The sequence below is a fragment of the Alicyclobacillus sp. TC genome (assembly GCF_016804365.1).
Lineage (GTDB): Bacteria > Bacillota > Bacilli > Alicyclobacillales > Alicyclobacillaceae > Alicyclobacillus_I > Alicyclobacillus_I tolerans.
Genome location: NZ_CP044435.1, coordinates 23,397 through 47,746 on the forward strand (window position 1 = coordinate 23,397; position 24,350 = coordinate 47,746).

General features: G+C 43.8%; 29 protein-coding genes and 1 pseudogene. 18 read left to right on the forward strand and 12 right to left on the reverse strand.

The features are described from left to right. Positions 1 to 119 precede the first annotated feature (119 nt). The 3 genes from FY534_RS13940 to FY534_RS13950 form a co-directional block, all read right to left on the reverse strand. Positions 120 to 1,367 (reverse strand): MFS transporter, encoded by a 1,248-nt coding sequence (locus FY534_RS13940; protein ID WP_203115834.1) that lies wholly within the window; start codon positions 1,365 to 1,367, stop codon positions 120 to 122. Then, a complete protein-coding gene (locus FY534_RS13945) occupies positions 1,357 to 1,755 on the reverse strand; it encodes a hypothetical protein (protein ID WP_203115835.1) in 399 nt (132 codons plus the stop codon). Before FY534_RS13945 ends, FY534_RS13940 begins: the two co-directional genes overlap by 11 nt. A gap of 69 nt (positions 1,756 to 1,824) precedes the next feature. Continuing rightward, positions 1,825 to 3,273, reverse strand: a complete 1,449-nt coding sequence (locus FY534_RS13950; protein WP_203115836.1) for a radical SAM protein — start codon at positions 3,271 to 3,273, stop codon at positions 1,825 to 1,827. Between the two features lie 522 nt (positions 3,274 to 3,795). Here FY534_RS13950 and FY534_RS13955 point away from each other — a divergent pair. From FY534_RS13955 to FY534_RS13970, 4 genes are all read left to right on the forward strand, one after another. Next, positions 3,796 to 5,013, forward strand: coding sequence for a helix-turn-helix domain-containing protein (locus tag FY534_RS13955; RefSeq protein ID WP_238413782.1), 1,218 nt, complete (start codon positions 3,796 to 3,798; stop codon positions 5,011 to 5,013). A gap of 228 nt (positions 5,014 to 5,241) precedes the next feature. Further along, on the forward strand, positions 5,242 to 5,490 hold the full coding sequence (locus tag FY534_RS15095; protein WP_370541579.1) for a DDE-type integrase/transposase/recombinase: 249 nt from the start codon (positions 5,242 to 5,244) through the stop codon (positions 5,488 to 5,490). Further along, the gene (locus FY534_RS15100; RefSeq protein WP_203115839.1) at positions 5,487 to 5,708 is read left to right on the forward strand and encodes an integrase core domain-containing protein; all 222 of its coding nucleotides are present in this window, start codon (positions 5,487 to 5,489) and stop codon (positions 5,706 to 5,708) included. The genes FY534_RS15095 and FY534_RS15100 overlap by 4 nt, the downstream gene beginning before the upstream one ends. A gap of 492 nt (positions 5,709 to 6,200) precedes the next feature. Further along, on the forward strand, positions 6,201 to 6,749 hold the full coding sequence (locus FY534_RS13970) for a hypothetical protein (protein ID WP_203115840.1): 549 nt from the start codon (positions 6,201 to 6,203) through the stop codon (positions 6,747 to 6,749). Positions 6,750 to 7,374: 625 nt separating this feature from the next. On the opposite strand, the gene FY534_RS13975 is transcribed toward FY534_RS13970, so the two are convergent. Further along, positions 7,375 to 7,539 (reverse strand): hypothetical protein, encoded by a 165-nt coding sequence (locus FY534_RS13975; RefSeq protein WP_203115841.1) that lies wholly within the window; start codon positions 7,537 to 7,539, stop codon positions 7,375 to 7,377. 97 nt (positions 7,540 to 7,636) lie between these two features. Between FY534_RS13975 and FY534_RS13980 the strand changes: the two genes are divergently transcribed. Beyond that, positions 7,637 to 7,840, forward strand: coding sequence for a helix-turn-helix transcriptional regulator (locus tag FY534_RS13980; RefSeq protein WP_203115842.1), 204 nt, complete (start codon positions 7,637 to 7,639; stop codon positions 7,838 to 7,840). Between the two features lie 107 nt (positions 7,841 to 7,947). Here FY534_RS13980 and FY534_RS13985 read toward each other — a convergent pair whose 3' ends face one another. The 3 genes from FY534_RS13985 to FY534_RS13995 are packed head-to-tail and all read right to left on the reverse strand — an operon-like array spanning position 7,948 to position 9,576. Next, a complete protein-coding gene (locus FY534_RS13985; protein WP_203115843.1) occupies positions 7,948 to 8,253 on the reverse strand; it encodes a hypothetical protein in 306 nt (101 codons plus the stop codon). Positions 8,254 to 8,266: 13 nt separating this feature from the next. Next, positions 8,267 to 8,767 carry a PD-(D/E)XK nuclease superfamily protein gene (locus FY534_RS13990; RefSeq protein WP_203115844.1) on the reverse strand — a complete coding sequence of 167 codons (501 nt, stop codon included), beginning with the start codon at positions 8,765 to 8,767 and terminating at the stop codon, positions 8,267 to 8,269. A 2-nt stretch (positions 8,768 to 8,769) separates the two neighbouring features. After that, on the reverse strand, positions 8,770 to 9,576 hold the full coding sequence (locus FY534_RS13995; RefSeq protein WP_203115845.1) for a Dam family site-specific DNA-(adenine-N6)-methyltransferase: 807 nt from the start codon (positions 9,574 to 9,576) through the stop codon (positions 8,770 to 8,772). A gap of 697 nt (positions 9,577 to 10,273) precedes the next feature. Here FY534_RS13995 and FY534_RS14000 point away from each other — a divergent pair. Next, on the forward strand, positions 10,274 to 11,155 hold the full coding sequence (locus tag FY534_RS14000) for an Abi family protein (RefSeq protein WP_203115846.1): 882 nt from the start codon (positions 10,274 to 10,276) through the stop codon (positions 11,153 to 11,155). A gap of 62 nt (positions 11,156 to 11,217) precedes the next feature. On the opposite strand, the gene FY534_RS14005 is transcribed toward FY534_RS14000, so the two are convergent. Beyond that, positions 11,218 to 11,475 (reverse strand): hypothetical protein, encoded by a 258-nt coding sequence (locus tag FY534_RS14005; RefSeq protein WP_203115847.1) that lies wholly within the window; start codon positions 11,473 to 11,475, stop codon positions 11,218 to 11,220. Between FY534_RS14005 and FY534_RS14010 the strand changes: the two are divergent. Continuing rightward, a pseudogene (locus FY534_RS14010) lies at positions 11,468 to 12,934 on the forward strand (IS66 family transposase); the annotation flags it as partial. The gene FY534_RS14005 and the pseudogene FY534_RS14010 sit on opposite strands and share 8 nt — an antisense overlap. Positions 12,935 to 12,990: 56 nt before the next feature. Here the strand turns inward: FY534_RS14010 and FY534_RS14015 are convergent. From FY534_RS14015 to FY534_RS14025, 3 genes are all read right to left on the reverse strand, one after another. Further along, on the reverse strand, positions 12,991 to 13,287 hold the full coding sequence (locus FY534_RS14015) for a GNAT family N-acetyltransferase (protein ID WP_203115848.1): 297 nt from the start codon (positions 13,285 to 13,287) through the stop codon (positions 12,991 to 12,993). Positions 13,288 to 13,353: 66 nt separating this feature from the next. Then, positions 13,354 to 14,181 carry a GNAT family N-acetyltransferase gene (locus FY534_RS14020; protein WP_238413783.1) on the reverse strand — a complete coding sequence of 276 codons (828 nt, stop codon included), beginning with the start codon at positions 14,179 to 14,181 and terminating at the stop codon, positions 13,354 to 13,356. A 266-nt stretch (positions 14,182 to 14,447) separates the two neighbouring features. Continuing rightward, entirely contained in the window at positions 14,448 to 14,762 is a 315-nt protein-coding gene (locus FY534_RS14025) for an IS1096 element passenger TnpR family protein (protein WP_203115850.1), read from the reverse strand. A 1,295-nt stretch (positions 14,763 to 16,057) separates the two neighbouring features. Here FY534_RS14025 and FY534_RS14030 point away from each other — a divergent pair. The 7 genes from FY534_RS14030 to FY534_RS14055 all read left to right on the forward strand — a co-directional run bounded on the left by FY534_RS14030 (position 16,058) and on the right by FY534_RS14055 (position 21,833). After that, the gene (locus tag FY534_RS14030; RefSeq protein ID WP_203115851.1) at positions 16,058 to 16,831 is read left to right on the forward strand and encodes a ParA family protein; all 774 of its coding nucleotides are present in this window, start codon (positions 16,058 to 16,060) and stop codon (positions 16,829 to 16,831) included. Next, complete coding sequence (locus tag FY534_RS14035; RefSeq protein WP_203115852.1) at positions 16,818 to 17,333, forward strand: hypothetical protein; 516 nt, start codon at positions 16,818 to 16,820, stop codon at positions 17,331 to 17,333. The genes FY534_RS14030 and FY534_RS14035 overlap by 14 nt, the downstream gene beginning before the upstream one ends. Positions 17,334 to 17,677: 344 nt before the next feature. After that, positions 17,678 to 18,148, forward strand: a complete 471-nt coding sequence (locus tag FY534_RS14765) for a helix-turn-helix domain-containing protein (RefSeq protein WP_238413784.1) — start codon at positions 17,678 to 17,680, stop codon at positions 18,146 to 18,148. Positions 18,149 to 18,240: 92 nt separating this feature from the next. Further along, on the forward strand, positions 18,241 to 18,492 hold the full coding sequence (locus FY534_RS14770; RefSeq protein WP_238413785.1) for a hypothetical protein: 252 nt from the start codon (positions 18,241 to 18,243) through the stop codon (positions 18,490 to 18,492). Between the two features lie 38 nt (positions 18,493 to 18,530). Then, entirely contained in the window at positions 18,531 to 18,935 is a 405-nt protein-coding gene (locus tag FY534_RS14045) for a hypothetical protein (protein WP_203115853.1), read from the forward strand. Positions 18,936 to 19,687: 752 nt separating this feature from the next. Then, a complete protein-coding gene (locus tag FY534_RS14050; RefSeq protein ID WP_203115854.1) occupies positions 19,688 to 20,986 on the forward strand; it encodes a helix-turn-helix domain-containing protein in 1,299 nt (432 codons plus the stop codon). Between the two features lie 103 nt (positions 20,987 to 21,089). Next, entirely contained in the window at positions 21,090 to 21,833 is a 744-nt protein-coding gene (locus tag FY534_RS14055; RefSeq protein WP_203115855.1) for a hypothetical protein, read from the forward strand. Here the strand turns inward: FY534_RS14055 and FY534_RS14060 are convergent. Continuing rightward, a complete protein-coding gene (locus FY534_RS14060; RefSeq protein WP_203115856.1) occupies positions 21,745 to 22,338 on the reverse strand; it encodes a hypothetical protein in 594 nt (197 codons plus the stop codon). The two genes, FY534_RS14055 and FY534_RS14060, sit on opposite strands and share 89 nt — an antisense overlap. Before the next feature lie 218 nt (positions 22,339 to 22,556). On the opposite strand from FY534_RS14060, the gene FY534_RS14065 reads away from it, so the two are divergent. From FY534_RS14065 to FY534_RS14080, 4 genes are read left to right on the forward strand one after another with little or no spacing between them, the layout of a single operon-like run. Further along, complete coding sequence (locus FY534_RS14065; protein ID WP_238413786.1) at positions 22,557 to 22,883, forward strand: hypothetical protein; 327 nt, start codon at positions 22,557 to 22,559, stop codon at positions 22,881 to 22,883. Between the two features lie 11 nt (positions 22,884 to 22,894). After that, on the forward strand, positions 22,895 to 23,260 hold the full coding sequence (locus FY534_RS14070; RefSeq protein WP_203115857.1) for a hypothetical protein: 366 nt from the start codon (positions 22,895 to 22,897) through the stop codon (positions 23,258 to 23,260). 17 nt (positions 23,261 to 23,277) lie between these two features. Next, positions 23,278 to 23,616 carry a hypothetical protein gene (locus tag FY534_RS14075; protein ID WP_203115858.1) on the forward strand — a complete coding sequence of 113 codons (339 nt, stop codon included), beginning with the start codon at positions 23,278 to 23,280 and terminating at the stop codon, positions 23,614 to 23,616. After that, the gene (locus FY534_RS14080) at positions 23,613 to 24,350 is read left to right on the forward strand and encodes a hypothetical protein (protein WP_203115859.1); all 738 of its coding nucleotides are present in this window, start codon (positions 23,613 to 23,615) and stop codon (positions 24,348 to 24,350) included. Before FY534_RS14075 ends, FY534_RS14080 begins: the two co-directional genes overlap by 4 nt.

Here is a 24,350-nt window from a genome sequence, read left to right on the forward strand (position 1 = left end):
TGTCTTGACAATGGGGTCCACCTTATAACATCGTTGGCTCTACCCCAATAAGCCCTTCGAATTAAAACAGAATCGTTAATGTATAAATTTCATCAAATGTTTATAATGATGGATTGCGATTATCTCTCCGTTATAATTGATTGTGACAAATCAGTTCTATCCGTACGCAGGTATCGTTTGAGTATGCGGTATCCATACCAATAGGACAAGCTTGCAAGAACGATAAATGGAATAGAGAACAAGAACATTTCTACGTATCCAAATTGATATAACAAGTATCCAAATAATGCTGGTCCAACTGTAAAGCCCAATATCCGGAATTCTGCCAATCCGAAAAATGCTGCCTTTTGTCCGTTGGGTGCTAATCGGTTTATAGCAATGTCACTACCTGGAAGAGCGAATATCTCCCCAATAGTAAATATGATTGTCCCCACTACAAGTATGATGTGTATCCGTAGAGATATTGCGAACGTCAAAAAAGCAATGCAGAATGCAAGGTTCCCTATAAATAGACCTTGTGAATCACGTGGCTTTCTCTTTGAAAAGATCATCAATGATTGGAACACAAATCCACAAATAGAATTTAGAATTAATAACTCCGAAAACAAACTGGCGGGACGATATGTAACAAATTTCAGGGCAAGCGGGAAGACGGATTCAAATTCTGAAAAAACACAATAAATAAGAAACCCACCAAATATATATAAATATAGTGTAATGCTTAGCTCTCGCTTATTCTGTACATCCGACTGGGTTTCGTCAATATTTAGAATATTCGTTCCTAATTCAAAGCTTTTAAAGAAATTTCGATTGAATAATACTAATATTGATATAAATATATACAAGAATGATGTTGAATATATACATATAACTGGCTGAAATCCACCCAATAGAATGACTAATACCGGTCCAACACTTGCACCTGTTACAATAGTTAAATAATTTATGCGAAAAATTGTATCAGCATTTGAACTCTCAGTGGCAACTTGGGCATAAATACCTTTGAAAACTGGTTGCCAAAGAATACGGCTTAAACCAGCAACGATGGATAAGGATATTAAATAAATAATATCTGGGTGTTTAAAAAGCGTATATCCCAAATAATCAAATGCATATAATATTAGCGCCGCGCTTAAAGTGTTCACATTCCCGAGACGTCTAGCAACTACGGATGCGAATCTTCCAAATATAGACGATATAATCATAGGGACACCCAATAGGATACCGACCATTGGGATTGAGATATGAAAGAATTGATTTAAATACAATGCCATTACTGGTAAGGTGATGTACTGGGATAATGCAAAAAGGGTACCTATAGCAGCTAAACGTACTACTTTATAATTCAGTGATTTCTTACTTTGCATCGCACTCTCCGATTCCCCTGTCATCGATATGGACCTGACTAGGTTTCAAAACCAATACTAACGCATTTAAAAACCGTGTAGGAAAGCTCGGTTCATTTGCCCAAAGATCAAAAATGATACATTCTTGTTCTATTTGAATATTCATCATAAGACGAGCATCCTGAAAAACAGCCATCAATGTAAGCCCATTTGTAACGTTATTGCTATATTGTATTGATACGCATTCCCTATGTGCAATTTGGGAACAAGCAAAAACAGCCTGATCTATCTGGCCAACTTTTAGGGAATCTCGATTATCAAAAGATTCTAGACATCCGGATATGTGATAGGACGTTGAGATGACCTTCAATGGGAATCCAGAAGTTGCGCTTTTAAAAGTACCTCTCATCTGATAATCCTCCCCAAAAATGTGGTTGCCCTTTATATATACGAACTAGGTTGGCAACCACATCCGTTATTAAGCAATAATAACTTCCCTGTTGAAGTCAAAGGATATGTCCCAATCCTCCACATAACGACCTTTTTGTTGAGAACGTCGTTCAATAAAATTTAAAATCGCTTTTTGTTCTGTGTCCGGGGACAGATAGTACAATAGATTACCATACCAAATCCATCCTAGCTCACTCAGACGATAGTGTGTTCCATCATCATAGACTAAACCCCTATTGATGACTTCCTGTAACCTCCCGAGAACCTCTGGACGCACTAGTTCAAAATTGATTTTCTTCTTTTCTACTTCACCATGGTAAGGAAGATGAAACGCAATTCCTTTACTTTCACAAATGACCGGGTCAAACTCAAAAAAGTTCATTTCAAGTTGATTATGATCTCTCATGGTTGAAACGTATGACTTCCAATCACCCTTATTCTCAAGAATAAACCCATCCATAACTGACCAAGCACCGCTACCAAATCCAATGATCTCATGACCTTTATATCCATAATGTGCTTCGTGGTACTGAAATCTATATGTGTCTGTTACGACCGGGCGCTGTTCAATATGTTCTTTACTGGATTTCACATAACCATGACCGTTATGGGGGAGATATCCACTTTTTTCCATATACTCCCTTAGAATAACATTCATCAGTGTTTTTGAGAAACCAGAGGTTGCTTCTAAATTATTTTCCCGAAACTCTCGATTCAAATGTATCTGTGTTACTGCATTGTTTATGGGATAAACATCTATGGTAGGTGTCTGTAATTCAACCGCGTAATGCAGGTCTTGCACAAACTCGTCAAAAGTCTGACCATGCATTCCATATAAAATATCAATTGAGACAAATGGGAATGCCTTTTTCAATAAAGAAACTTTTTCTCGAATTAGGTCTGTGTCTTCTACTAAATTGAATAACTTCCTGTACAAGGGGTTAAACGTCTGTACCCCCATTCTTCCGTGGGTTACCCCAATATCATTGAGTGCTTCCAACCTGTCTTCTGTTACAGTGGTTAGATGACATTCATATGAAAACTCCTTAAGCTGAGATAAATCGAAGCATTCTTTAATTGTTTTCCCGATCCGTCTAATCTGTGACGGATTTAATATTGATGGGGTTCCACCACCAAAGAAAATAGCGTCAATAGGGTAAGAAGAAACATTCGGGTATCTGCTCTTTATTTGAATCTCTTTAATAAGAGCATTGGTATAATGTTCAAATACTTCTTCATCTGTGCATACTACCCTAGAGAACGGACAGAACGTACAAATTGCTTCACAAAATGGTACATGGAAATAGAGCGCCCTAAATTTAGGATCCATTCCTGCCACTTTAAATATATCAAGTGAATTAGAGCCAACCATGTCCCTAGTCCGATCACTAATTCCCTGATAGGAAAATGGGAAAAACCAATTATATATAGGTAATCGAAAATCAAATGCCATTACACTATCGTTTAGTAATTTCAACGCGATTTTCTCCTTTACTGTTTAGTGTAAGCGATACCGCTCATTTAAGTAATGAGCGGTACCTCCATATCACTACACACCTAAAACTAGATCATCAAAATCCTATTACCAAACAATGTCCCAAACGATATCGCGCATTATATTCACCTCCTATTCGTACAGCCGAGAGATCTGCAGTCTTATCTGCATCCGCTGTCGTACCCGTCAAGCCGTGCGACAAAATGAGCAAGACTCGATCGTCATCGATATTGACACACCAACAAAAGAATTCTAAATACTCATAAAATTTGAATTGAGGTGATTCGAACCCGCCAATAACCAGTTATTGTGAGCAACTGAATAACTCACGTAATCATAACATTACCTCCCGAATATTACTAAATTTATAACATAATGAGATTATATTTCATTTTCTAAATACAATAAATCAATAGTTACTCCTCGAATTGTTAACTATATTCTTAGTTCCCACCCACATATTTGTGATATACTTCCAATACAAATTTGGAAATGGTGAACCATATGCCTACTATTGGAGAAATCTTACGTTCTCTTCGACTAGAAAAAAATCTAAAACAATCTGACCTCGTCACAGATGGCATTACTGCTGCTACTATTAGTCAATATGAGGCCAATCGAAGAACTCCATCCTTTCAGCAATTAGAAGCCCTTGCTAAAAAATTAAATGTGTCCGTTTCTGTTTTCTTTCCGGATAACCATAAGACAACCTATCAGCAGATATTGACAACCTTACTTCTTCAGGCGGAAAAGGCTCAAAACCATCATTATTGGGATGAAGCCTTAGAAAATTGGGATGCTGCACTCATTTTTTGCCGTTCTCATCATTTTCTGTCGCATGTGTTTCATATTCTTCATCAAAAAGGCAAAGTATTGGCTGAGCTAAATCAACCTCAATTAGTCATCGATACATTACTTCCTTTACTCGTACACTCCGAGTTTTCTTGCAACTACGAAATTTCCTATGACATCTTGTGGCTTTTAGCCAAATGCTCTCGCGAGTTAGGACAATGGGAACAATCCAATACATTTATCAAAATGGCTTCAGAACTACTCAGCCCCTCTGATGAAAGATGGGTTCGTATGCAAATTAATTTAGGTACTGGCTATTACAACCTAGGTGACTGGGCAAACGCCCTACATTGTTTTCATCAAGCCATTCTTCATGCAGAAGAGTATGGAATGGGAATTTGTGAAGCTTGGGCTCATATTGGTATATCGACGACCTATTTAGGTCAAGGAAAAATAGAGGGCGTTTCTCAGCACTTGTCCAGAGCTAAATATCTAGCTGATCTTTTGGAAAATCCACAACTCTATAAAATATTAGTTTTAAATGAAATTACATACCATCGATTAAGTCAACATTGGTCGATAGCTCAATCTCTCATCAAGGAATTTCGACATCTCCGTGATAGTTCTGAATCGGAACAAGCTGAATGTTTACATGAGCAAATTCTTTTGGCCGCAGCTCTTAAAGATCGACCTTTAGGAGAGGAGGGTATTCATGAATTTGAAAAAACGAGGGTGTCCGGACCCTTGAGAGGTCTATTATGGTTAGCTACAGCTGAATTTTATAGTGCTGTAGATGATATGGATCAAGCGGTTCATTCACTAAGGCATGCTATGAATCTGCTGTCCTTGACCCATTATAGGGACACCCAAAATTTGCAACGTATTACCAAGATTCTAGAAGAAAGGATGGGATTAGGATGCGTAAAATGAGTATGCCATGGATGTTACTTGGATTGACATTAGTTGTATCCTTTGCCACTCATATCTTACCGTTAACGCCAGGTAGTCCTCCATTTCTATAAAAAGCATACTTACACGAGGCTGTCCCAAAAGTTATCGTAGATGACTGAGGGATAGCCCCAAACCTGCACTTCTATCCTGCCACACACAGTGGACATCAAATACGGATACATCACAAGCGAAGATCGCTTCTTCTTCGTGCTATCCTATATCGACGTGTACGACAGGCAGATTGTGGGATATCATATCGGCCTAACCTGCGAAGCCAGACATGCCGTTGAAGCTTTTCGGGCAGCCCTGTGGAAACGTCAGATTCTTCAATCCGGTGCGCCGATGCTGGTCATCCGTTCCGACAATGGCCCCCAGTTTGTGAGTCATTTGTTTGAATCGGAGTGTGAGCGATGGAATTTCCTCACGAGCGTATACCGCCCAAGAGCCCGAATATGAACGCACACATCGAGTCTTTCCACAGGCTTCTGGAAGACGACTGTTTGTCACGGTACGAGTTCGAAAGTTATGAACAGGCATACAAAGCAGTCGTAGATTTTATGGATTATTACAACAATCGGCGGCTGCATTCAAGCCTGCATTACCTGCCACCAGCCGAGTTCAACAAGCAACACTACGAGACTGGGCTAACGCCGAAGACAAATGTGAAAGTCTGAGATTAAGCTAGAAAACGGGAGCTATGTCCAAACAACGGGTGTCAATCCGCTATGCATACGGACATCCCACTGATTTGCTACAATGCAATACGCAAGCATACGAGCGGTATTATACTCAGGAGCCGAGGTCATAGCCAACACAATGATGTATGAGGCTGTAGCAGCAAAATAGCGGGAGTTTTACGACACACACCAGCGTCCGATCGGGCCGACAGAGATAGGACCTGCGCTTGGCTTCGATTATCAACAGACCTCATCTTGCAAGTCGCAGATATTGAAGTGCCTCGTGGCCGAAGGCTCGGCGAAACGGGTGCCTAGCGGCAAGTATGTGCCTATACAAGAAAGTGAGGTCATGGCTAAGACGGAATACATTTGGTCAAAACGAGACCTAGCCGCACGTTAGTGGCCCCATTGATCTCACGGACCTAGCGTTCGATTTGAACAACCGGAAGAAAGTATTTAAAGCTATAAACTGAGGGAAGGTAATACATAATGAAACATTTTATCAAAAAATTAAAATCTCATTTGTTTAAACCAAAATCAATAGAATCCTATATTATAGAATATAGAAATATGAATAAAATTGAGCTAAAGTTACAATACCAAAAAATAAAAGTTGAACTTGAGCTTCTTAGTATGAGATTAGAAACCGATGTGAAATCCTTGCCTGCGATTGGCTTATCCATTGCGAGTTTAGTGATATCAACGATAAGCACTATTTTTATGAGTATGGCTAATGCTTTAACGCAAATGATGAATTTATTCTATAACGATTTAATGAAGAAACTACAAAACAAAGTAACACCTGAATCATCGGCATCGAAAGCTCAGATTATTGCACGATCAGATGTTTTACTTTATTTTAATATTTTCAGTTTAATTTATTTTATTCTTATTTCTATTTTAATTATTTTAATTATTACTTATTATTTCGTAAAGAAAAGACACGAAAGACAGTTTAAGACTCTCAAATATAAGGTATTGGCTTTAGAATCTCTTTTAACGACTAAAGATGCACCGCCAATATCTAAATTACCTTGACTCGTTGTTTACCCCCTCCACTCCAACCACATCCCGCACATCCACGACAAGCACGCCAGAAACGTCCCTATGTTGATCTAGTAGCGCCAAGAGCACCGGATACAGCTCGCCCGGGCGTTTGTGGCTCGGGCCAAGGCTTTGGAACGGTAAAACCCACCCGTAAATCCCTCGTAGGTGAGTCCAAGTCCCACACGCAGACCGGCTTGATGGGCTTAGCGTAGTCGATGACACACCTCGTCCAGTAACTCCAGGATGACAATCGCGATGTCACGTGTGCGTCAAATAGCGCACACGCAGCGCCCGGACGGCGGCCACATCTTTTGGGCGAATCTCCCCCTGAAAAAACGCATCCCACTCCACCGCGACTGTCTTTGCCACAGGTATCCCTCCCGTTTAAGTCGGGCTGATTCCGCGCATCTTAGTGAATGAGGTGATACGTGATGCCACTCGTGATACTCGGCAGAATACTATTCTGGGGCGGCGCGGCCTTAGCCAGTTACAAATTTTTGTTCGATCTCACACACTGACAGGCATAAATCGGATTGGTATAGGCATAGGCTGAGATCGCCTCAGCCAATTAGGCGAGATTGCGCACTCCTGCACGGAGGGCGTTTTTTTATTCCCATCACTTCGCTGCACTGCGATTGGCTTGGATGCGCTGAAACTCCTGCGCCAACAGCCTCTTCACGAGTTGCCCAAAATTTGACCGACTTACAAACTCATAGAGGGCTGCCTCGCGTTCATTGTCGAGGTTGAAAACAACCGTTTTGCGCTTTTCTTCTCTTACCATGCTCAACACCTCATTTCGATGTGATTGGTAGAGGATTATGCAGCATGACGTCTAATTTTATCTTGTCCGTTGAAAAAGACTGTGGAGGACGCTGAAGTTGGAGACGAGATTAAAGAAGCTCCTGAAAGAGCGAGGATTGAAACAAGGATGGGTTGCAGAGCAAACAGGGATATCTCTAGGAGCTATGAGCGCGATCGTCAACGGCAAGTCCGATCCAACGCTACGTAGTGCTAGAGCGATTGCTCGAGTGCTCGGAGTATCTATAGAAGAATTATGGCCTGAGGAAGACGAGCGTAACTAAACGTCGCCACAGGGCGCGCACAGCGACCCGCGAGCCTGAGTGCGCGGAAGTTGATGGCGTGCGATTCGTGAGATTGACCCGGAGGCGACGTTTGAGGATTTGTGGGGTTAGTTACTATGCGTCGCCCTATATCTGTCAAGCGCTCTTTGGATAATCCAAGAGTCGTTATTGTCGATGAGGCGAACATTTTTACCTAAGGGTTGGATATACTGTTTAATAGTATTATCAAGAATCGCTTGCTCAGCTAGGGATAGCCCTGCCTCTGACATTGGAAAACCGTTTACACCCCAGATATTTTGAGCAGTAATCTGTGCTCCGAGAGGTACAATCACCAAATCCTCTTTTCCGTTATTGTCAAACACATAGGTGTATGCCATAGCCAGATTTGTGTCGATTTTCACTAATTTAAGCATACTTCGCACCTCCTTAACCGCGAAAAGTCCGATTTGCCCAAGCTATGAACTCATCGAGAGACATAACCTCGATTTTCTTCCCCTGCGCTACCGCTCCGTAGCGCCCCTGCGCAGCCGTCTGCTTGAGCCAATCGATGGCGCCCTTCTTTGCCCCTTGCCCTCCAAGAACAATGAGAATGTGTTCTTCGGGCATAGCTTCGACTGCATTCAGATAAACGTATGGGTACTTCTCGTCAACGCTACCAGGCGACTGTTGCCATTTGCATTCGATACGGACGCACAGATTGTATTCGCTTGATACCAGCAGAAATTCTGTCTTACCTTCGTGACCGTATATCGTCTTATATGGGACGTTCTGTAGCAACAATTCAGTACCGTAGCGCTCAGGATGTTTCACGTAATCCGAATACTTCACAGCTTCAAAACCCATCGAAGTCATCACGCTGCGAATTGTGCCTTCCAGCACGCTGCCGGATGAATTGGCAAAACCACCTTGAGTTTTTGGACGCGGCATCGTTATTTTCCTCCGAAGAGCGCAAGTACTTCTTTTACTTTGCCTCGATTTTTTCCGTCACAGCTAATGAAACGTGGAACCGCCACAAATTCTTGAACAGCTCCTGCATACACCCGTTCTGTGAAAGGTGTAGCATGGTTAGAAATCAACACGGGAATGTCAGCTTGTCCAAGTTGATCGGCTAGCCGAGCCAGTTCCTCCTGATCCTTGGTTCCGAATCCGCCCGCCGCGTAGTCTGTAAAGTTTGCGGTCGAGGACAATGGTACATAAGGCGGGTCGCAGTATATGACGTCACCAGGTTGTGCGACACGCATGACTGTCCGAAAGTCTTCACAGAGAAATACAGCCCGTTGTGCCTTGCGCACGAAATGTCGCATTTCGTCTTCAGGGAAGTACGGACGCGCGTATTTGCCAAAGGGTACGTTGAATTCGCCGTTTGCGTTATAACGGCATAAGCCGTTATACCCATGGCGGTTTAAATACACAAAGAGCGCTGACTTGCGCCACGGGTCGCTCGAAGCGTTAAATTCGGATCGAAGCTCGTAATATCGCTCAGCTGTATTGTTTTCAGGGACAAACAGATCTTTGCAGTACGCAATGAAATCGTCCCCGTCTCGCTGCAAGGTTTGGTACAGGGCGATTAAATCCTGGTTAATGTCGCTTACCAAATACTCCTCGTAGTCCGTGTTGAGAAATACGGCACCCGAACCGACGAAAGGTTCAATAAGTCGAGCCCCCAGAGGCAATCGACTCTTAATTTGTTCGATCAAGCGGTACTTTCCACCTGCCCATTTCAAAAACGGTCTCATGTCGTTCGCTTCTCTCCATGTCGGTTCGTGTCGCTAGATCATGGACATAATCTTGGTCTATTGGCAGACAGCCGTCAAGTATTCGCGTAATATCTATTACGGGGATGTCGGATTGTTCACTGCAGGCCGTGGGACTGTCCGTGCATAATGGGGAACTGAAGACATTGAAGAAGCAGGAACGGGTTACGTTGTTTTTGCGGTAAGATTTTGAAGCGCGTAGTGAGGAACTGAAAGACCTGAGGACTAAGTATTGGCCATACGAGAACGCTGATTAGGGGCTACTTTTGGAAGAAGCAAAGGCCTCCGGGCGCCTAGGAAACGTCGGAGGCCTCGCCAGCGGAAGTAAGGCAGGGGCCAAGCCCCTCCTTACACCAACCATGATACGCCTATGATAGCCACTTGGATACCTTCGTAAAGGGGGGAACGCGAGTGCACGCGTGGACGTTAGGCCTGAACATCGCCGCTTTGGCGATGGCCCAAAAAAATTCTTTATGAGACGAAACACCACATATAGCGAATAAAGAAGCATTGACGGCCTAACGCACCATACATTTGTGAGTTGAAGGTCTGAGTGTGCACGTCTGTCCCCGTTGCACTTTGAATGCATAAGTCGTATTATGATGCTAACAGTGCCCACCACGCCTCTCAACGATGCGGACCCCCGTGGGCCGATTTGTTTTGTTTAGGAAGGATTGTTATGGCTGAACTAAAACAGGCTAAAACGTACGAAGAACAGCTTTCGATCCTGAAGTCACGTGAACTTATAATAGAAGACGATGGTTTTGCTTTGAATGTTTTAAAAAGAATTAGCTATTATCGGCTTTCGGGGTATTTAGTCGAATATAAAGAAAGTGAGCAAGCGTATAAATCAGGCACATCATTTCAAATGATTTATGATACATATCAGTTTGATGCACGGCTGAGAAACATTTTACTCGGAATACTGGAGGCTATTGAGATTTCATTTCGTACTAAATTGACCTACCATTTGGCTATCAGCTTTGGCCCCCTCGGCTATAGAAATTCTTCTAATTTCCGGACAAAGGAGAAATCTATTCATGAGCAAATGATTGAAAGAATAGACCAAGAAATAAAGCGTAGTAGCGAACTCTTCAAAACCCATTACGCAACTAAGTACGACGGAAAGTACCCAATATGGGTTGCTTCAGAGATGATGTCCTTTGCAACAGTTTCGAAGCTTTACTCTATTTTACCTCGCGCAAACAGAAATGACATTTCACGAGATGGGTACCAAATTGATTGCTCCTTTCTTGAAAGTTGGATGCGCTGTTTAGTTCAACTACGAAATGCGTGTGCACACTACTCACGTCTTTATAACAAACAGTTAGTCTTTGCCCCAAAAATCCTCGACGAGCATCGAAGCTATGTCCCTGACTCGAATAGCCTATTTGCTGCAATTTATGTAGCAGCGTTTTTGTATGAACCCGCGGCTGAATGGGATAGCTTCGTAACAAATTTAGCGTCGTTGGTCGAACGCTATGAATCGGTTATTGATGTATCGAAAATGGGATTCCCCCGTGATTGGGAAGAAAGGTTGCGTTCTCTAAAAGATGATTAAACGGGAGGGCGGCCAAATTTGGTCGCCCCTCTTCCTATCTCCATTGCACCTAATCCCACCGATCACAATACTGTCTGAGCCGTCCCCTGTCCATTATCGACAGGAGAATTCTGCGCCGATTGTACAGAACCCTGCGTCTTGTACTTCGCCACCGCCTGTTCGACCAGTGATTCAACAAGGCTTTGCACATTGCCCACCGTTTTGCTAGCGAGCGCCGCCAGGTTCGCGCCTTGTTCCAGCACGGCCTGCACCGCGTCCTGCTTCACCTTTTGCGCCAGTTGCGCGTTGAACACGCCCTGCGCCTTGGCATCGTTGACCACCGTTCGGCAATTTGGGAAGTCCAGCGAACGCGTAGCGAATGACCAGATGCGCTTGGATCTGGTATTCAATGAGGCCGAGGTTGAGGCGCAGCCGGAGGCAACGGAACCCACCCTCGAGACGGTGACCTATGAGCGACGCAAGAAGCAGCCTGGCCAGCGGGATGCCATGCTGGCAGACCTTCCGGTGAAACGGGTGGAGTACCGTCTGTCGGAGGAGGAACGTCAGTGCCCGTGTTGTGGCGAGGTGATGGACGAGGCGGGTGTGGAAATCCGTCGCGAGCTCATCCACATTCCGGCACAGACAAAGGTACGTGAACACGTGCAATAACAGTACACATGCCGGACGTGCGACAAGCATGGGACCGAAACGCCCATGGTCAAGGCACAGATGCCCAAGCCCCCGATACCGGGTAGCCTGGCATCCGCATCGATGTTGACGTATGTGATGGACAAGAAATACGTGGACGGCTTACCGCTGTACCGGCTGGAGGAGCAATTTGCCCGGCAGGGTCTGCAGTTGACCCGGCAGACGCTGGCGAACTGGGTGGTACTAGGCGCGACACGATGGCTCGAACGCATATACCACCAGTTGCACGAGGAATTGCGCAAGCGGCGGTATCTTCATGCGGACGAGACGACGCTGCAAGTGCTGCATGAGCCAGGACGACCGGCTGAGACGACATCGTACATGTGGTTGTACCGCAGTGGTGCAGATGGACCGCCAATTGTCCTGTTCGACTATCAGGAGACCCGCTCGAAAGAGCACCCGAAGCGATTTCTCGAAGGATTCGAGGGGTACCTGCACGTAGACGGGTACAGCGGGTACAACGACCTTCCAGGGGTGAAGCTGGTCGGGTGCTGGGCACACGCTAGGCGCAAGTTTCATGAGGCACACACTGCGCTGCCAGCAGAGGAGCGAAAGAAACCGACAGCGACCAGAATAGGATTAGAATACTGTAACCGGTTGTTCAAGATTGAACGCGCTCTGAAGGACGCGAGCCCAGAAGAACGTCACACAGAGCGGCAGAGGTTAAGCCGGCCGGTGCTGGACGAGTTTTTGGCATGGCTTCAGGAGCAGAACAAACAGTTGCTGCCCAAGAGCGCCTTGGGGCAGGCGGTTTCTTATTGCCTCAACCAGTGGTCTAAACTTACCACGTTCCTGGAAGACGGGCATTTGGAGTTGGACAATAACCGGAGTGAGCGGTCGATTAAGCGGTTCGTGATCGGACGAAAAAACTTCCTGTTCGCGAACACCCCACGGGGCGCGAGAGCAAGTGCCACCACGTACAGTTTGGTGGAGACGGCCAAGGAGAACGGACTGAACCCGTACCTGTACCTGGAGTACCTTTTCGAACGGCTACCGAACATCCAGACGGACGACCAGACGGCAATGAACGAGTTGCTGCCGTGGTCGGAGCGTCTGCCTGAGCGAATCCGCAGGAGACCGAAAAAAGCATAGCATGTGAAGGTGCCCCGCTGGCTCCCCGGCGGGGTTTGCTTTCATATACGACTTTGCTACAGCATGAGGGGGGAGTGCAAGGTGGACGGGATTTGACGTTCACGTTCTTTTCCACCGTTTGCAAACCCAACGATATGGCCATCTTCATCTTCCGCTACGAACATGGCATAATCGGGGCCATTTTGCGCTGATACTCGACGCCACCTTGCCTCGCTTGTTTCGTACGACAGCTCATCATGATAATCATTCGGTACGATGCCTTTATACGTCGTTCGCCAACTGTCGACGTGAACTCTTGCGATCTGTCCGTAGTCGCTGTAGCCTACCCGTCGAATGAGCCACTGACTCTGCACATGATTGCCCCCTTCTTTACCCGTTGGACACCGAACACTTGGCACTGCAGTACACAGGAAACCAGATCAAGCCTCGGAATGTTTATACGCCCGTGTCATTTGAACGGCCACATACGCTAGCCGAAACCCTGCACGTTCCACATTTCGTTGCGAATTAGAATCGGGATCCGTTTCAATTGTCGCAATACGTGCTCCATGTTCCTTTGCAATATGCAATCGCCAATCCAGCATGGCCGTTTGCAGCCCATGTTTCCGATATGATGGACGGGTGCTCGTTGCGAACAATGCTGCGACTTCTCCATTCAATGCTATTACCCCACCCGCAGCAGGCTGTCCGTTATCTATTGCAATAACCGGGATCGAACTCTTCATACGGAAAAATGCTCGATACAGTCCAAGATCATAGCCATCCGGAACATCTTCCGCATCGATGAATCCAGCCGCTACCGTTCGAGCCCATGTTATTTCTTCGTCCACTGTCGCCTCTCGCACCCGTGGGTCAACCTCATGCAAATGTGGCGGATCCCATGTTTGCAGATCAAGTACCCACCTGTATGCGAAACTTGAAAGAACATAGTTACGATTCTGTAGTGTCTTTATTAGAGAAGGGTGAGCCAACGGGCAAACTCGAATCACTGTGGGATGCCTGTTGGATTCATAGAATTCTTCTACCTGGGTCAATGTTTCGCCATCTATCGAGTGCGACATCCCCAGGCCAACGGCTTCATTGACGGGGCATCCGGGTCCACCGTAGACGGCCAGAACACCATCCAGTTGTAAAACCTGTACGGTAGAATTCGAATCCGCCGCTCGCCATGCATCGACGAGCTGCTGGTTCCCTTGACGCATATCATCCTCGATTTGAGACGCTAATTCATGGTTCAGAAATAACAATTTGATCGCCCCTGAAAATATGGTCACTTCGCCAACAGCATGGGTCTCTCCGGATGCGGGACAACCTGACATCGTGGCTACCGAAGCCCCTGACTGGTTGGCCAATGTCTGCATCGAATCGAAAGATTTTCATGACTGTCTCCTCTTACATGATTGTGGAATTGGACTCCAACGAAGCCAGGTATCCTCCGACTTCATGCCTTGTCTTCAATGCGAGAGCCGATGACAGCAACTCTTCTCAATTCGTCCGCCCCTCGGACATCCTGTTATTTCATGAATCTCCTTAGCAATTCCTCATCCACCGCATCCTTATCAAACAGGGTTGGACTGAAATTGCCTCCGCTCCATGTTTTCATTTCTTCATACTCTGGATGACTGGGCTGGCTGATGATTTGCAGAAAAAGTGCGTAGCCCATCGCCCCGCCGACATCTTCAGGCGGGTCGGAAATACCACTGTTTTCAATCGGCAGAATATCTGCAAGCCTTACTTTCGGATAGGCAACTGCACCGTTCCGTTCACAAATTTCCTGTGCTTGATTGTATGTGATAGCTTCTGACAAGTTCATGATTTTCTTAAACATAGTGAAGCAAACCCCTTTATGTTTGTAATATTATCCCCGAATGCTTTCTACCTGCCTTCTTGCATATTCTTCATGGTGTGGTATCTGTCCCTGCCCACTGACTTGAAAAATTAAACAATAGCGAGAAACGAAAACGGGTCAATCCAGAAGGACTAACCCTAATATGGAACGAACCAGCTTTCCCTTACAACACATGCAACTTGATGTGAATGTCTCCGAATCGCCCATTTTTGCTTAGTTCGATACGAGACTCACTGCTTGCTTCAACTCTAGTGCTATCAACAGCAACCAATTGGGATAACTACGACTATCACCCATCGATAGTCTGTTAGGTCAACCCTGCATGTAGTGTTTTGGTTTTATCACAAGCGAAGAATTGGACAGGGAGGCCGCAACGTACAACAAAGCTGTCAGTCGCGCACAGGTTATTTGCGCGAACGGCATTTTTGTTTCAACGGCCATCCACATTGAAAGGAAGCGCATTAACACCCGTAGATTGGACAAACTCTCCCGATATTAAGCTTTTTCGCAGTCTTCTTCAGCCTTTGCCTATCAGTCATAAGTTGCCATCAGTCGTCGGACTGTCAAGGACAGCTGTTGCTGGACCATTCGGTCCACCTTGACCGTTCCTCCTCCCTCTGGCATATAAGGCAATTTGGGGCAAAGGCTCACTATTAAGTCAATATAGTGAACACTCGGGAACGGAGAAATTCCAAGTTTTCATATTCTGATATGATTACTTTTGTCCCACTCAGCTTGCCTTGGCCCTCGATACTTGGAAATATCTTCTTTCGTATTCAACCAGCGTTAGATAGCCGATTGATGAGTGTACCCGCTCCATTTACTTTCAACAGCCTTCGGTAGCAAGGGTTTTGTCTTGTTCTGCAGACTCACCCAACTGTTGCTAGCCTCAATTGGAGTTCGTGACCCTCGGGCCGAAGGTTTGCCGCCGTCTTCCTTCAGATTCCACCTTACGGAGGACACCCTTGGCTTAAGCTAATGGCTACTGCTACCTTCACCATTCCGGACTTTCACCGTATAGACAGCGCCCATGCCGGGCGCACAGAACAAAAGACTTTCGCCTCACGGCGAGTGCCTTATATCACCATAGCTAAAGCAAGGGGTTTTACGGCGCATTTGATAATATCAGAGTTTAACCCACACTTATGACACACTTATCTGGTACACTTTTTTAGTGTTAGTACACTGTCTATATAAAAATATTACTCACACTATTAAAACAAACCTGTATAATGTTCTTATATTATAATCAAATTGAATACGGAGGTGTTTTTGTGGGTAAAATTATCAGCATCGGACTCCAAAAAGGAGGTGTAGGTAAAAGCACAACAACAGGGATTACTTCATACTTATTGGCTCAAAAAGGATTTCATGTACTGGGAGTAGATTTCGACAGTCAGGGCAATTTAACACAATTTCTTACAAGGCGTAGTCCTTACGATTTTGTACATAAAACTATACTAGAAGCCTGTAAAGATGGAGATCCTAGGCCATACATATATCAAATATCCGACAATCTCCACCTACTTCCTGCCGAGGATTTTTTATCACAATTTGATAAGTGGATATATACAGAGGTTCCGGTAAATCAACAAATGACGGTTCTTCTACGAACTCTAAATATAATTCGAGACCAATATGATTTTATATTTGTCGATTTACCTCCCAATCTTGGAGGGTTAACTTTAAACGGAGTCTGCGCAAGTGATTATTGTGTAGTAATTATGCAATCAGAACCATTTGCGTACGACGCATTAGACAGGTATTTAGAATTAGTAGAAGCTGCTCAACAAAAGATTAACCCAAGATTGCGAATTGCAGGTATTCTCACTTCCCTACTTGACGCAAGAACATCTATTGGCAATTACATAATGGAACGAGTTAAAGAGGAATATGAAGATTTCGTATTCAATACTGTAATTCGACGAAAATCTAGAATTATCGAATTTAGTATAGAAGGTATACAGACAAAAAGTCGTGCTGATCGTGAAGCGTTGGCCATGTATGAGGAATTTGTAAAGGAGCTGTTAAATCGTGTCACCGAATGATAGGAAAAAAAGATTTGAAAGTTTAATGCCTTCCCGAACAGAAACGCCATCACACAAAAAAGAAGTTTTAAATGAACTTATGGGATCGGAAATTACAAACTTACAAACTGATTTGGTATACAGTGTAAGTACACCAAAAAACAATACTAAAATAGACAATAAATTAAGTACATCTAAAACTAATAAGGAAAATCTAAATGCATTAAGTAATGAAGAAACAGATACTATTGATGTTTATGAAAATACATTAACAAAAACTAAAGACGTGGATGTATATAGAGATGATAAAAACTTTAATATTGCAAGCGTTATCAAACAATATGAGCAAGAAAAAAAAGCAAAAAAAAGTTATGACGAATTATACGCTAAGCACACATTTGTCATTAGAAAAGATCTGATTTCACGACTCGAAAAAATTTCTAAACGTTACTCAAGAGGATTTAAAACTAAGTTTATCAATGAGTTGTTGGAAGCAGGGTTAAATCAACTCGAAGAAAAATGACCATTTTCTATTCCTAATGGAAGTGAGTTCTACTCTTATACGTTGGCATTCCTCTTCGATAAACAAAAAAATTAAGTTGTCGAATGTTGTAATGTACGTTATCAATTTTTTGTGGTAGATTAAGAGACAAGAAAATAGTGGACGGAAAAAGAAAGAAACCCCGTTAAAGGTTTGGCCGCCTACGGAGTTTCTTGTCCCAGCTGTTAAATTGTATGTGCTTATTATATCAAATTATAGGGCATATGCAATGCTTTCTCTAAATTTACAAACTGAGAGAAACTGGGACGCTTTCTATATTTTTAGGCTAGAAAGCGTTTTTTCGTCCTCCTAAAGGAGGAACATAAATGGCCGAACAAGATCGCGTTAGAAAAGGCTGGACTAGTAACTTTTTTCAAACGCCAAATGGAATTTATGAAATGCCGATCAGCGCATGCGCAAAAGCTGTTTATATATTTCTCTGTAGATGCGCCGACAGAGAAGGTCAAAGTTTTCCAAGCTATAAAACAATAGGAGAAGCAATTGGGTGGGGTAGAACAAAGGTTGCTGAAGCGCTTAAAGAACTTGAAACTATCGGCCTACTCATACGTCAAGAACAATACAAAGAAAATGGAGCTAGAGATTCCAACTTATACACTATCACTCATCCAGATGATGTTACCATACTAGGAGATAATCACCCCCGTCCGTCTGACGAACTACCCCCGTCCGTCAAGCGAACTACCCCCGTTCACCAAGCGAACTCCCCCATCCGCAGGATGAACGGGCCCCGTCCGTCAAGCGAACACAAACAATACACAATAAACAAAACTCATTAAAGAAAACATATAGAACAACACACACTACATGGAATAACGAAATTGCGGTTACCTTAACTTCTGAAACAACAAATTATGACGAACAAATAAATGTGTGTAAAGAATTACAAAATATATTGCAAGAAAAGGGAATCAATGCTCAATTAAAAACGATTAAAGCGTGGCTACAAATCGCAAATTCAGATGATGTACTATATGCTGCTGATCTTGCAACTCAAGATAGTGTAAGAAATCCAGCAGGATTTATCGGGTCTTTACTTCGAAATGGGATAGTTAAAGTAAACAAAAAAGAAAAAAGAGATCCTAGGTATGAAGCATTTTACAAATTAATGGAAGGAAATTAAATTGGTATTTTAAAAATAATTTCAAAGGATTGAGAAATATGAGTGGGAAGATCACAATATCTGATATCGTAAGAAGTTTTTGTAATTATCCACATAGTTATTCAATCAAAAAACCTGGTGAGCGTCATAAAACTGTCATGCACTCCTTAGGGTTTGAAACTAAAGGCTCTCCCAACGCTCCAAAGGGTTTACCATTGCCTTCCCAAACAGTCAAATGGACAGTCCTTGTTAACCACAAACAATGGGAGCAAATGGCTAAAGAGTATAAACAAGCACAAATCAAACTAAAGGGGAGTCGAATTGTCATTCAAGGAGAGTTGTTACTCGAACCTCATTTTATGGTTGAGGAAGGGTCAATCGGTGTCGTTGCCTATAAAATCGAGTGTGTAGAAGCAAGAAAAATTATTGAGGAACAACAATTGTCAAACACACCACAAACATGAGGATTTTGTGACGATCTATTCGTTATTATTTATGATAGCTTATGAATCATAAAGTGAATTGGTTGAAATCGACGCTATTCTCTCGTTTTCGACAAGTATGATTCACTTTTTTGTTCGAATCTGGTAAACTCAGGTCAGCCGTCCTCTACCAAAATAAAGTAGAGGACAACTAAAAAAGCTCACAGCCCCTGAAGGCTGATAAGCTCGACCTGAGTGTGATGAATAGGTTTCAACCCTAAACCTATCGTCACCGATCAAGGAGTGCCCAACTCCAAGATCACCATCAGATTCGATGTAAGGTATACGAAAACCTTTTACATACTGATGATGATTTTGAAAAATTGACGGCTCCTTGGTTTCAAGACACCCAGGTAGCCGTTTTTTTGCTATATTCGTTATTCCTAATTCCTAAAGAAAAGGAGTGAACTCATATGTCTCGATCAAAAAGCCCACCTAAGGAAAATCGGTTATATTGAACAAGTCCCATTGTTCAATATAACCGATTCCAAAAAATAAGAAGTTATCTACCCAAGACAACCATCCATCAAAAATACCAAACGGTGACTACATTATACTCAAAAAATGTTAGTCATACAAGGTCTTTGGGTAGATAACTTCCCTGGTATTTTTTTCTTTTTCACAGCTAACACTAGGGAGGTTTTTGTTTTGAAGATTTTGAATTTATGCACCCCTTACATAAACACCATACTTTCTCTACGTAAAGGTTCTGCCCGGAAAGTGGGGTGGATCGCTTGAACTCTACAAACACTTCCATCGAAAAATCTCCGTTAGAAATCATTTGGGGGACTCGACTTTTAGACGAAGGATTCCTTGGCATACCTAATATCATTGTTCGTAATTATCGAAAACTCGGTATCGAACACGGTGAGTTTGGTTTGTTGTGCTGCATTTTAACGTATAAGCATGACTATCAAGATCCATACCCCAGCCACGAAAAGATAGCCGACCATTTGCAATGCAGTACAAGGCAAGTTCGAAAATGGATTGACAGCTTGGAATCCAAAAATTTGCTCATGATTGGTAGACGGCGAAACAAAACCAATAAACAACTGGGAACCATGGTTTACAATTTCAAACCCTTGATTGATTCTGCTTTAAAACTAGTCGGGGAACATCCCCTACCTAATCCCGTTGACGACTGGGAAGTTGAATATCAAAAGCCAGTGGTACCTGAAGTACCACTGGAACCTCAGGTTCCAGTGGGTCCGAATCATCCAGTGGAACTTGAAATACCAGTAGGTACCGGACCTGAGGTACCACTGAATAGATCTTTGAATAGATCTATAAATAATAAGAATAATAATAACGCGCATGCGCGCGCGATTTATATAGACATAACCGTGGAAAATCAAGAAGCTGAAGAAAAAGATTTTTCGACATCAACTCTTTTTTCTGACATGCCCACTTCATCTTCTTCGTCACCTAGCAACACTATGAAAGATTACGATTGGGATAAGAACGAAAATCCAGAAACAATCGCATCTTTAGAAATGAACCAGGAACCTATCTATACGATGATTGGACAAGCTGCTCTGGAACCTATTTGGGAAGAAATCCCTAACCCGAAGGAACCCAATCACACAGACTTTCACTCACAGGTCGTCGAACCTGCCTGCCAAGCTTTTGAACAAAAAATCATGATCTATCTCGGTCGGCCTTTCGTTGTCCGGGAAGAAGACTACAGAAAACTGGTGAGTCTTCTTGCGAGTGGTGTCCCCAAAACATTTATACTGGAGGGCATGGATCATGCTTTCAAACAGTTTGAACTGTATCATCCTGGAAAGAAACTGAGAGCACCAGCAGCATACTGCCTGGCTGTCATCGAAAGTCAGTGGGAATTAGAACTGGCCAAGCGTTCTGAACCGACACTGATTTCCTTTGAAACCAAGGCCAACAACGGAGACCAGGCAACCACTCATCAACGTTCCAGGACAAGCTATCGTTCCAATGATGTTCATCTATCCATCAATTCACCGAAACCCAAAGATCCTAGGTATCCAGCTTTTTACGAGCTTTTTCCGGACGGTTAAGTCCGAATTCATACAAAAAAAGGCTCCTGATAAAGGGGATAGATACAGCTGATCCAACGATTCAGATTGGACAATCAAGCGAGTATGTTGGGGGTATGATTCGATGGAGGGTAAAGTATTCAATGCCAAAAAAATTTGCAATGCGTTTCAAAAATCAGATTATTTTATTGCTGCGGGTGAAGATTCCACCTATTTGCAAAGTCGGGATTATGCCAAAGATATGATGGAAAATCTCAAAAAGATCACGAATGTATTGGGACATGATTTTGAAAGAGAAAATATAGCGGTCATGGTGAAATATCAATCCGATGAAGGTTGGAGGCCGATTCACGGTATAAAAGACCCTAATCTACGGCTCCTACCTATCCTGGAATTAACAGAACGTCAAGAACTTGAAGCTTCAGAACTGATTGACATTGGAGATCATATTTTAAAGGGTTATCCTAGCTTGGTTCATGCACAAGAAGAAATTGAACTAAAACTTTCAGAAAAAGGAACTTCGAAAAAATCAGCGTTGCGAAGATACAAAACACAATTAGATGAGTTTATTACCATGATACGTGCTTTTATTGATCGAGATGAACTAGCTCAATTGTTAGACTTGTACTATATCCAAAAGTGCAGTCGCACCAGTTGTTCCATGTATTTAAACATCAGTGATTCGACTGTAGATCGCATGCAAAAAGAGTTGAAATTCAAAGTGGGGAGGGGAGTTTGGCTGATGATGACACCAGCCAAACGAAAAACACTCTTACAACTTACGATGTCACTTCGACAGGAGAAGGAGTCCCCATCTTCGAAAAAGCGAGAAAAATTTCATCCAATGTTATTTGATGTAGAGCGCTGATTTCATTTAATCGAACGAGTGTACCTACAGCACTCTCGACGAGTTCAACCGGAGAAAGATCATAGGTTTGTGCGAGGTGGTATATCGTGTCCAACACTTCTGATGATATCATCCATTGGACGGGTTCGACCAACTCGTACAAACCACCTCGACGAGCTATAGGATACTCTTTCTCTGCGGCTGTGACGATCTTATTGCCTTGAAGGTAAATATCCATACTTTGATGAGCGGTCAAATAGGTCATCGGCAAGTATACGCCAAAATGCTCCAAGAGAGACAGTAGAGCTTTTGAGGCATGTCCCACATAGTCGGCGCGAAACTGATCAAAGTGATAAATCGCCGCTTCGGTGTACACGGTGACTTCGGTATGTTCGTTGGCCGTTAGAATCCGGATTTGCTCCGCCTTCTCCTCAATCGTTTGCGCAAACGATAGCGCCTCATCCACCGTCCGGTGTTCAGATGTCACGTGTTTGACTCGGTCTATATAAGTGATCTGCTCTTCCATGTAAATTCCCCCTTTTTCTTAGGTTATCACGAAAAAATGACGAAATTATCATCAACTTTTTCTCATTTTTATCTTTGATAAATCAATCGAATGGTCATAAAACAAAAATTAAAAATGACGAAAAGATGAAGGTGTTAAAAACTAAATATCTGATACGCTTGTGTAGAACAGAAAGGAGGATAGGGAATTCGCAAACGATCGTTAAAGGAGGCGCGAACGTGGGGAATAATGTTGCGCCACAGATCCCCAATGTCACGAACACGCTGGGACAGTTAGGATTTCATCCCATCAATCCTTTTACCTTTCTAAGTCAGATCACACACAGCTTTGGTTCGCTCATCGAGACCGTGTTTGCGTGGATCTACTATCTGTCGGAAATTGCGGTCCTGGTCGGGGCACTGGTCTTTGTGGTGGGTGCGATTGGACACAACAGTCGCATCAAACGGACGGGGGCTCACATTGTCCTCTATGCCATTTTGGGCTTCGTAGCCTCGATCCTTTTGCCTGGCATATTGGTTTCCATCAACAATCACTTGCATGGATAGGAGAGATCAACATGTTGAAATCGCTCAGAGGGTGGGCTACCACAGCAGCGGTAAGTGTGATCGTGGCGGGTTCCACCATGACGGCAGACGCACAGTCTCAAATTACCAATCCATTATCCGGGAAGGGAGGTTCGGTATCCGGTATCATCAACAGTCTTGTGTCTTGGGGCCTAACGGCTATTGCTGCTGTGGCGGGTGCCTTTTTCTTATTCCACTTGTATAAGGCGATCATTGGATTTATGGCGGGTTCCCACCACGCTCAAAAACGCGAAGAAGCCAAAACGCATCTTTGGTATGTGGCCATTGCTGGTGTGTTTCTTGGGGGAGCTGGCGTTATTGCAGGCGCACTCTTTAACTTTGGGCAGCACAACTTGTAAGAAAGAAGGGATATCGGATGCTTGAAGTGGTTTCACCTGTACCTATGACGGAAGGGGAAACGCTTGTGGCAGGCCTGCGCACCCGACATCTCCTACACTTTTTCACCGGAGTCCTGTTCTCGACTCCGGTGATGGCGTTAGCCTATGGCATTGCGCCGCTTTTGGGTGTTTCCCGGTTTCTATCGCTTGGAATCGGGGCAGGTATCGGACTGTGGTTTGCAACCACCACGAAAAATGGGCGTTCTGTGGCAGAAATACTATGGCTTTCGATTCGATTTTATGTACGTCCCAAACTCTTTTTGTATGACCGAACCTACCGTATCCGTGTGCATCGAGAGGAGGCGGGGAAGGTATGAAGGGGTTGATTCTTGGGGCGGGCCTGGTCCTGGTCATGGTTTGGCTCGTTTGGAGAGATCAAAAGAAACAGCGACCGTCACGATCTCGAAAGAAAGTGCAGGGCGCGCTACAAGACTTTTTGCCAATGGATTCTTTTCGGGAAGATGGGACCTTAGAGGTAGAGGGGAAATTTCGTCGGATTTTACGCGTAGGCGACATCAATCTGTTCGCTTTGTCGATGCAAGATATTCTTCGACTTCGTGAAACGTTCAAACAAACGCTTCAACGCATGGAGAATCCGTTTCAAATTTCGGTTCAAGCCCGCAGAGCCAACTATACCGACTACCTCCACTACGCCAAAGAGGTTGTGCAAGAAACCATAACGGATGTGAACAATGAGGCGTTTTCGGCTTTTTCGGAACATTTGTTGGAGCATCTCGAACAGGAAGCTCAAAAACCGAGAACCGATCGTGAAAATCTCCTGGTCATGAGTGTTTTGCCGAAAGTAGGAGGAGAAAGTGAAGAAGTGCAGTTGGAACGGCTTCACAATGAAGAACGCATCATGGTCGAGGGACTGTCGGATATGGGAATCCGGTACGAGCTGTTGCGGCCTCATCAGGTAGTAGAAGCAATTCAGAACTTTTGGCATCGCCAAAGGGCGATTACTCAACGCTATCGAGACGCTTTACAACGAGGAATGCATGCGCCGCGAGTCACCGGTACCGATGACATTCCAGAGGAAGAAAGAGGTTGA

Excerpts from the sequence above, each read along its gene's own strand:
- FY534_RS13940 (WP_203115834.1), bottom strand. The coding sequence starts at position 1,367 with ATGCAAAGTAAGAAATCACTGAATTATAAAGTAGTACGTTTAGCTGCT.
- FY534_RS13945 (WP_203115835.1), bottom strand. The coding sequence starts at position 1,755 with ATGAGAGGTACTTTTAAAAGCGCAACTTCTGGATTCCCATTGAAGGTC.
- FY534_RS13955 (WP_238413782.1), top strand. The coding sequence starts at position 3,796 with ATGCCTACTATTGGAGAAATCTTACGTTCTCTTCGACTAGAAAAAAAT.
- FY534_RS15100 (WP_203115839.1), top strand. The coding sequence starts at position 5,487 with ATGAACGCACACATCGAGTCTTTCCACAGGCTTCTGGAAGACGACTGT.
- FY534_RS13970 (WP_203115840.1), top strand. The coding sequence starts at position 6,201 with ATGAAACATTTTATCAAAAAATTAAAATCTCATTTGTTTAAACCAAAA.
- FY534_RS13975 (WP_203115841.1), bottom strand. The coding sequence starts at position 7,539 with ATGGTAAGAGAAGAAAAGCGCAAAACGGTTGTTTTCAACCTCGACAAT.
- FY534_RS13985 (WP_203115843.1), bottom strand. The coding sequence starts at position 8,253 with ATGCTTAAATTAGTGAAAATCGACACAAATCTGGCTATGGCATACACC.
- FY534_RS13990 (WP_203115844.1), bottom strand. The coding sequence starts at position 8,767 with ATGCCGCGTCCAAAAACTCAAGGTGGTTTTGCCAATTCATCCGGCAGC.
- FY534_RS13995 (WP_203115845.1), bottom strand. The coding sequence starts at position 9,576 with ATGAGACCGTTTTTGAAATGGGCAGGTGGAAAGTACCGCTTGATCGAA.
- FY534_RS14000 (WP_203115846.1), top strand. The coding sequence starts at position 10,274 with ATGGCTGAACTAAAACAGGCTAAAACGTACGAAGAACAGCTTTCGATC.
- FY534_RS14025 (WP_203115850.1), bottom strand. The coding sequence starts at position 14,762 with ATGTTTAAGAAAATCATGAACTTGTCAGAAGCTATCACATACAATCAA.
- FY534_RS14765 (WP_238413784.1), top strand. The coding sequence starts at position 17,678 with ATGGCCGAACAAGATCGCGTTAGAAAAGGCTGGACTAGTAACTTTTTT.
- FY534_RS14045 (WP_203115853.1), top strand. The coding sequence starts at position 18,531 with ATGAGTGGGAAGATCACAATATCTGATATCGTAAGAAGTTTTTGTAAT.
- FY534_RS14055 (WP_203115855.1), top strand. The coding sequence starts at position 21,090 with ATGGAGGGTAAAGTATTCAATGCCAAAAAAATTTGCAATGCGTTTCAA.
- FY534_RS14060 (WP_203115856.1), bottom strand. The coding sequence starts at position 22,338 with ATGGAAGAGCAGATCACTTATATAGACCGAGTCAAACACGTGACATCT.
- FY534_RS14070 (WP_203115857.1), top strand. The coding sequence starts at position 22,895 with ATGTTGAAATCGCTCAGAGGGTGGGCTACCACAGCAGCGGTAAGTGTG.
- FY534_RS14075 (WP_203115858.1), top strand. The coding sequence starts at position 23,278 with ATGCTTGAAGTGGTTTCACCTGTACCTATGACGGAAGGGGAAACGCTT.
- FY534_RS14080 (WP_203115859.1), top strand. The coding sequence starts at position 23,613 with ATGAAGGGGTTGATTCTTGGGGCGGGCCTGGTCCTGGTCATGGTTTGG.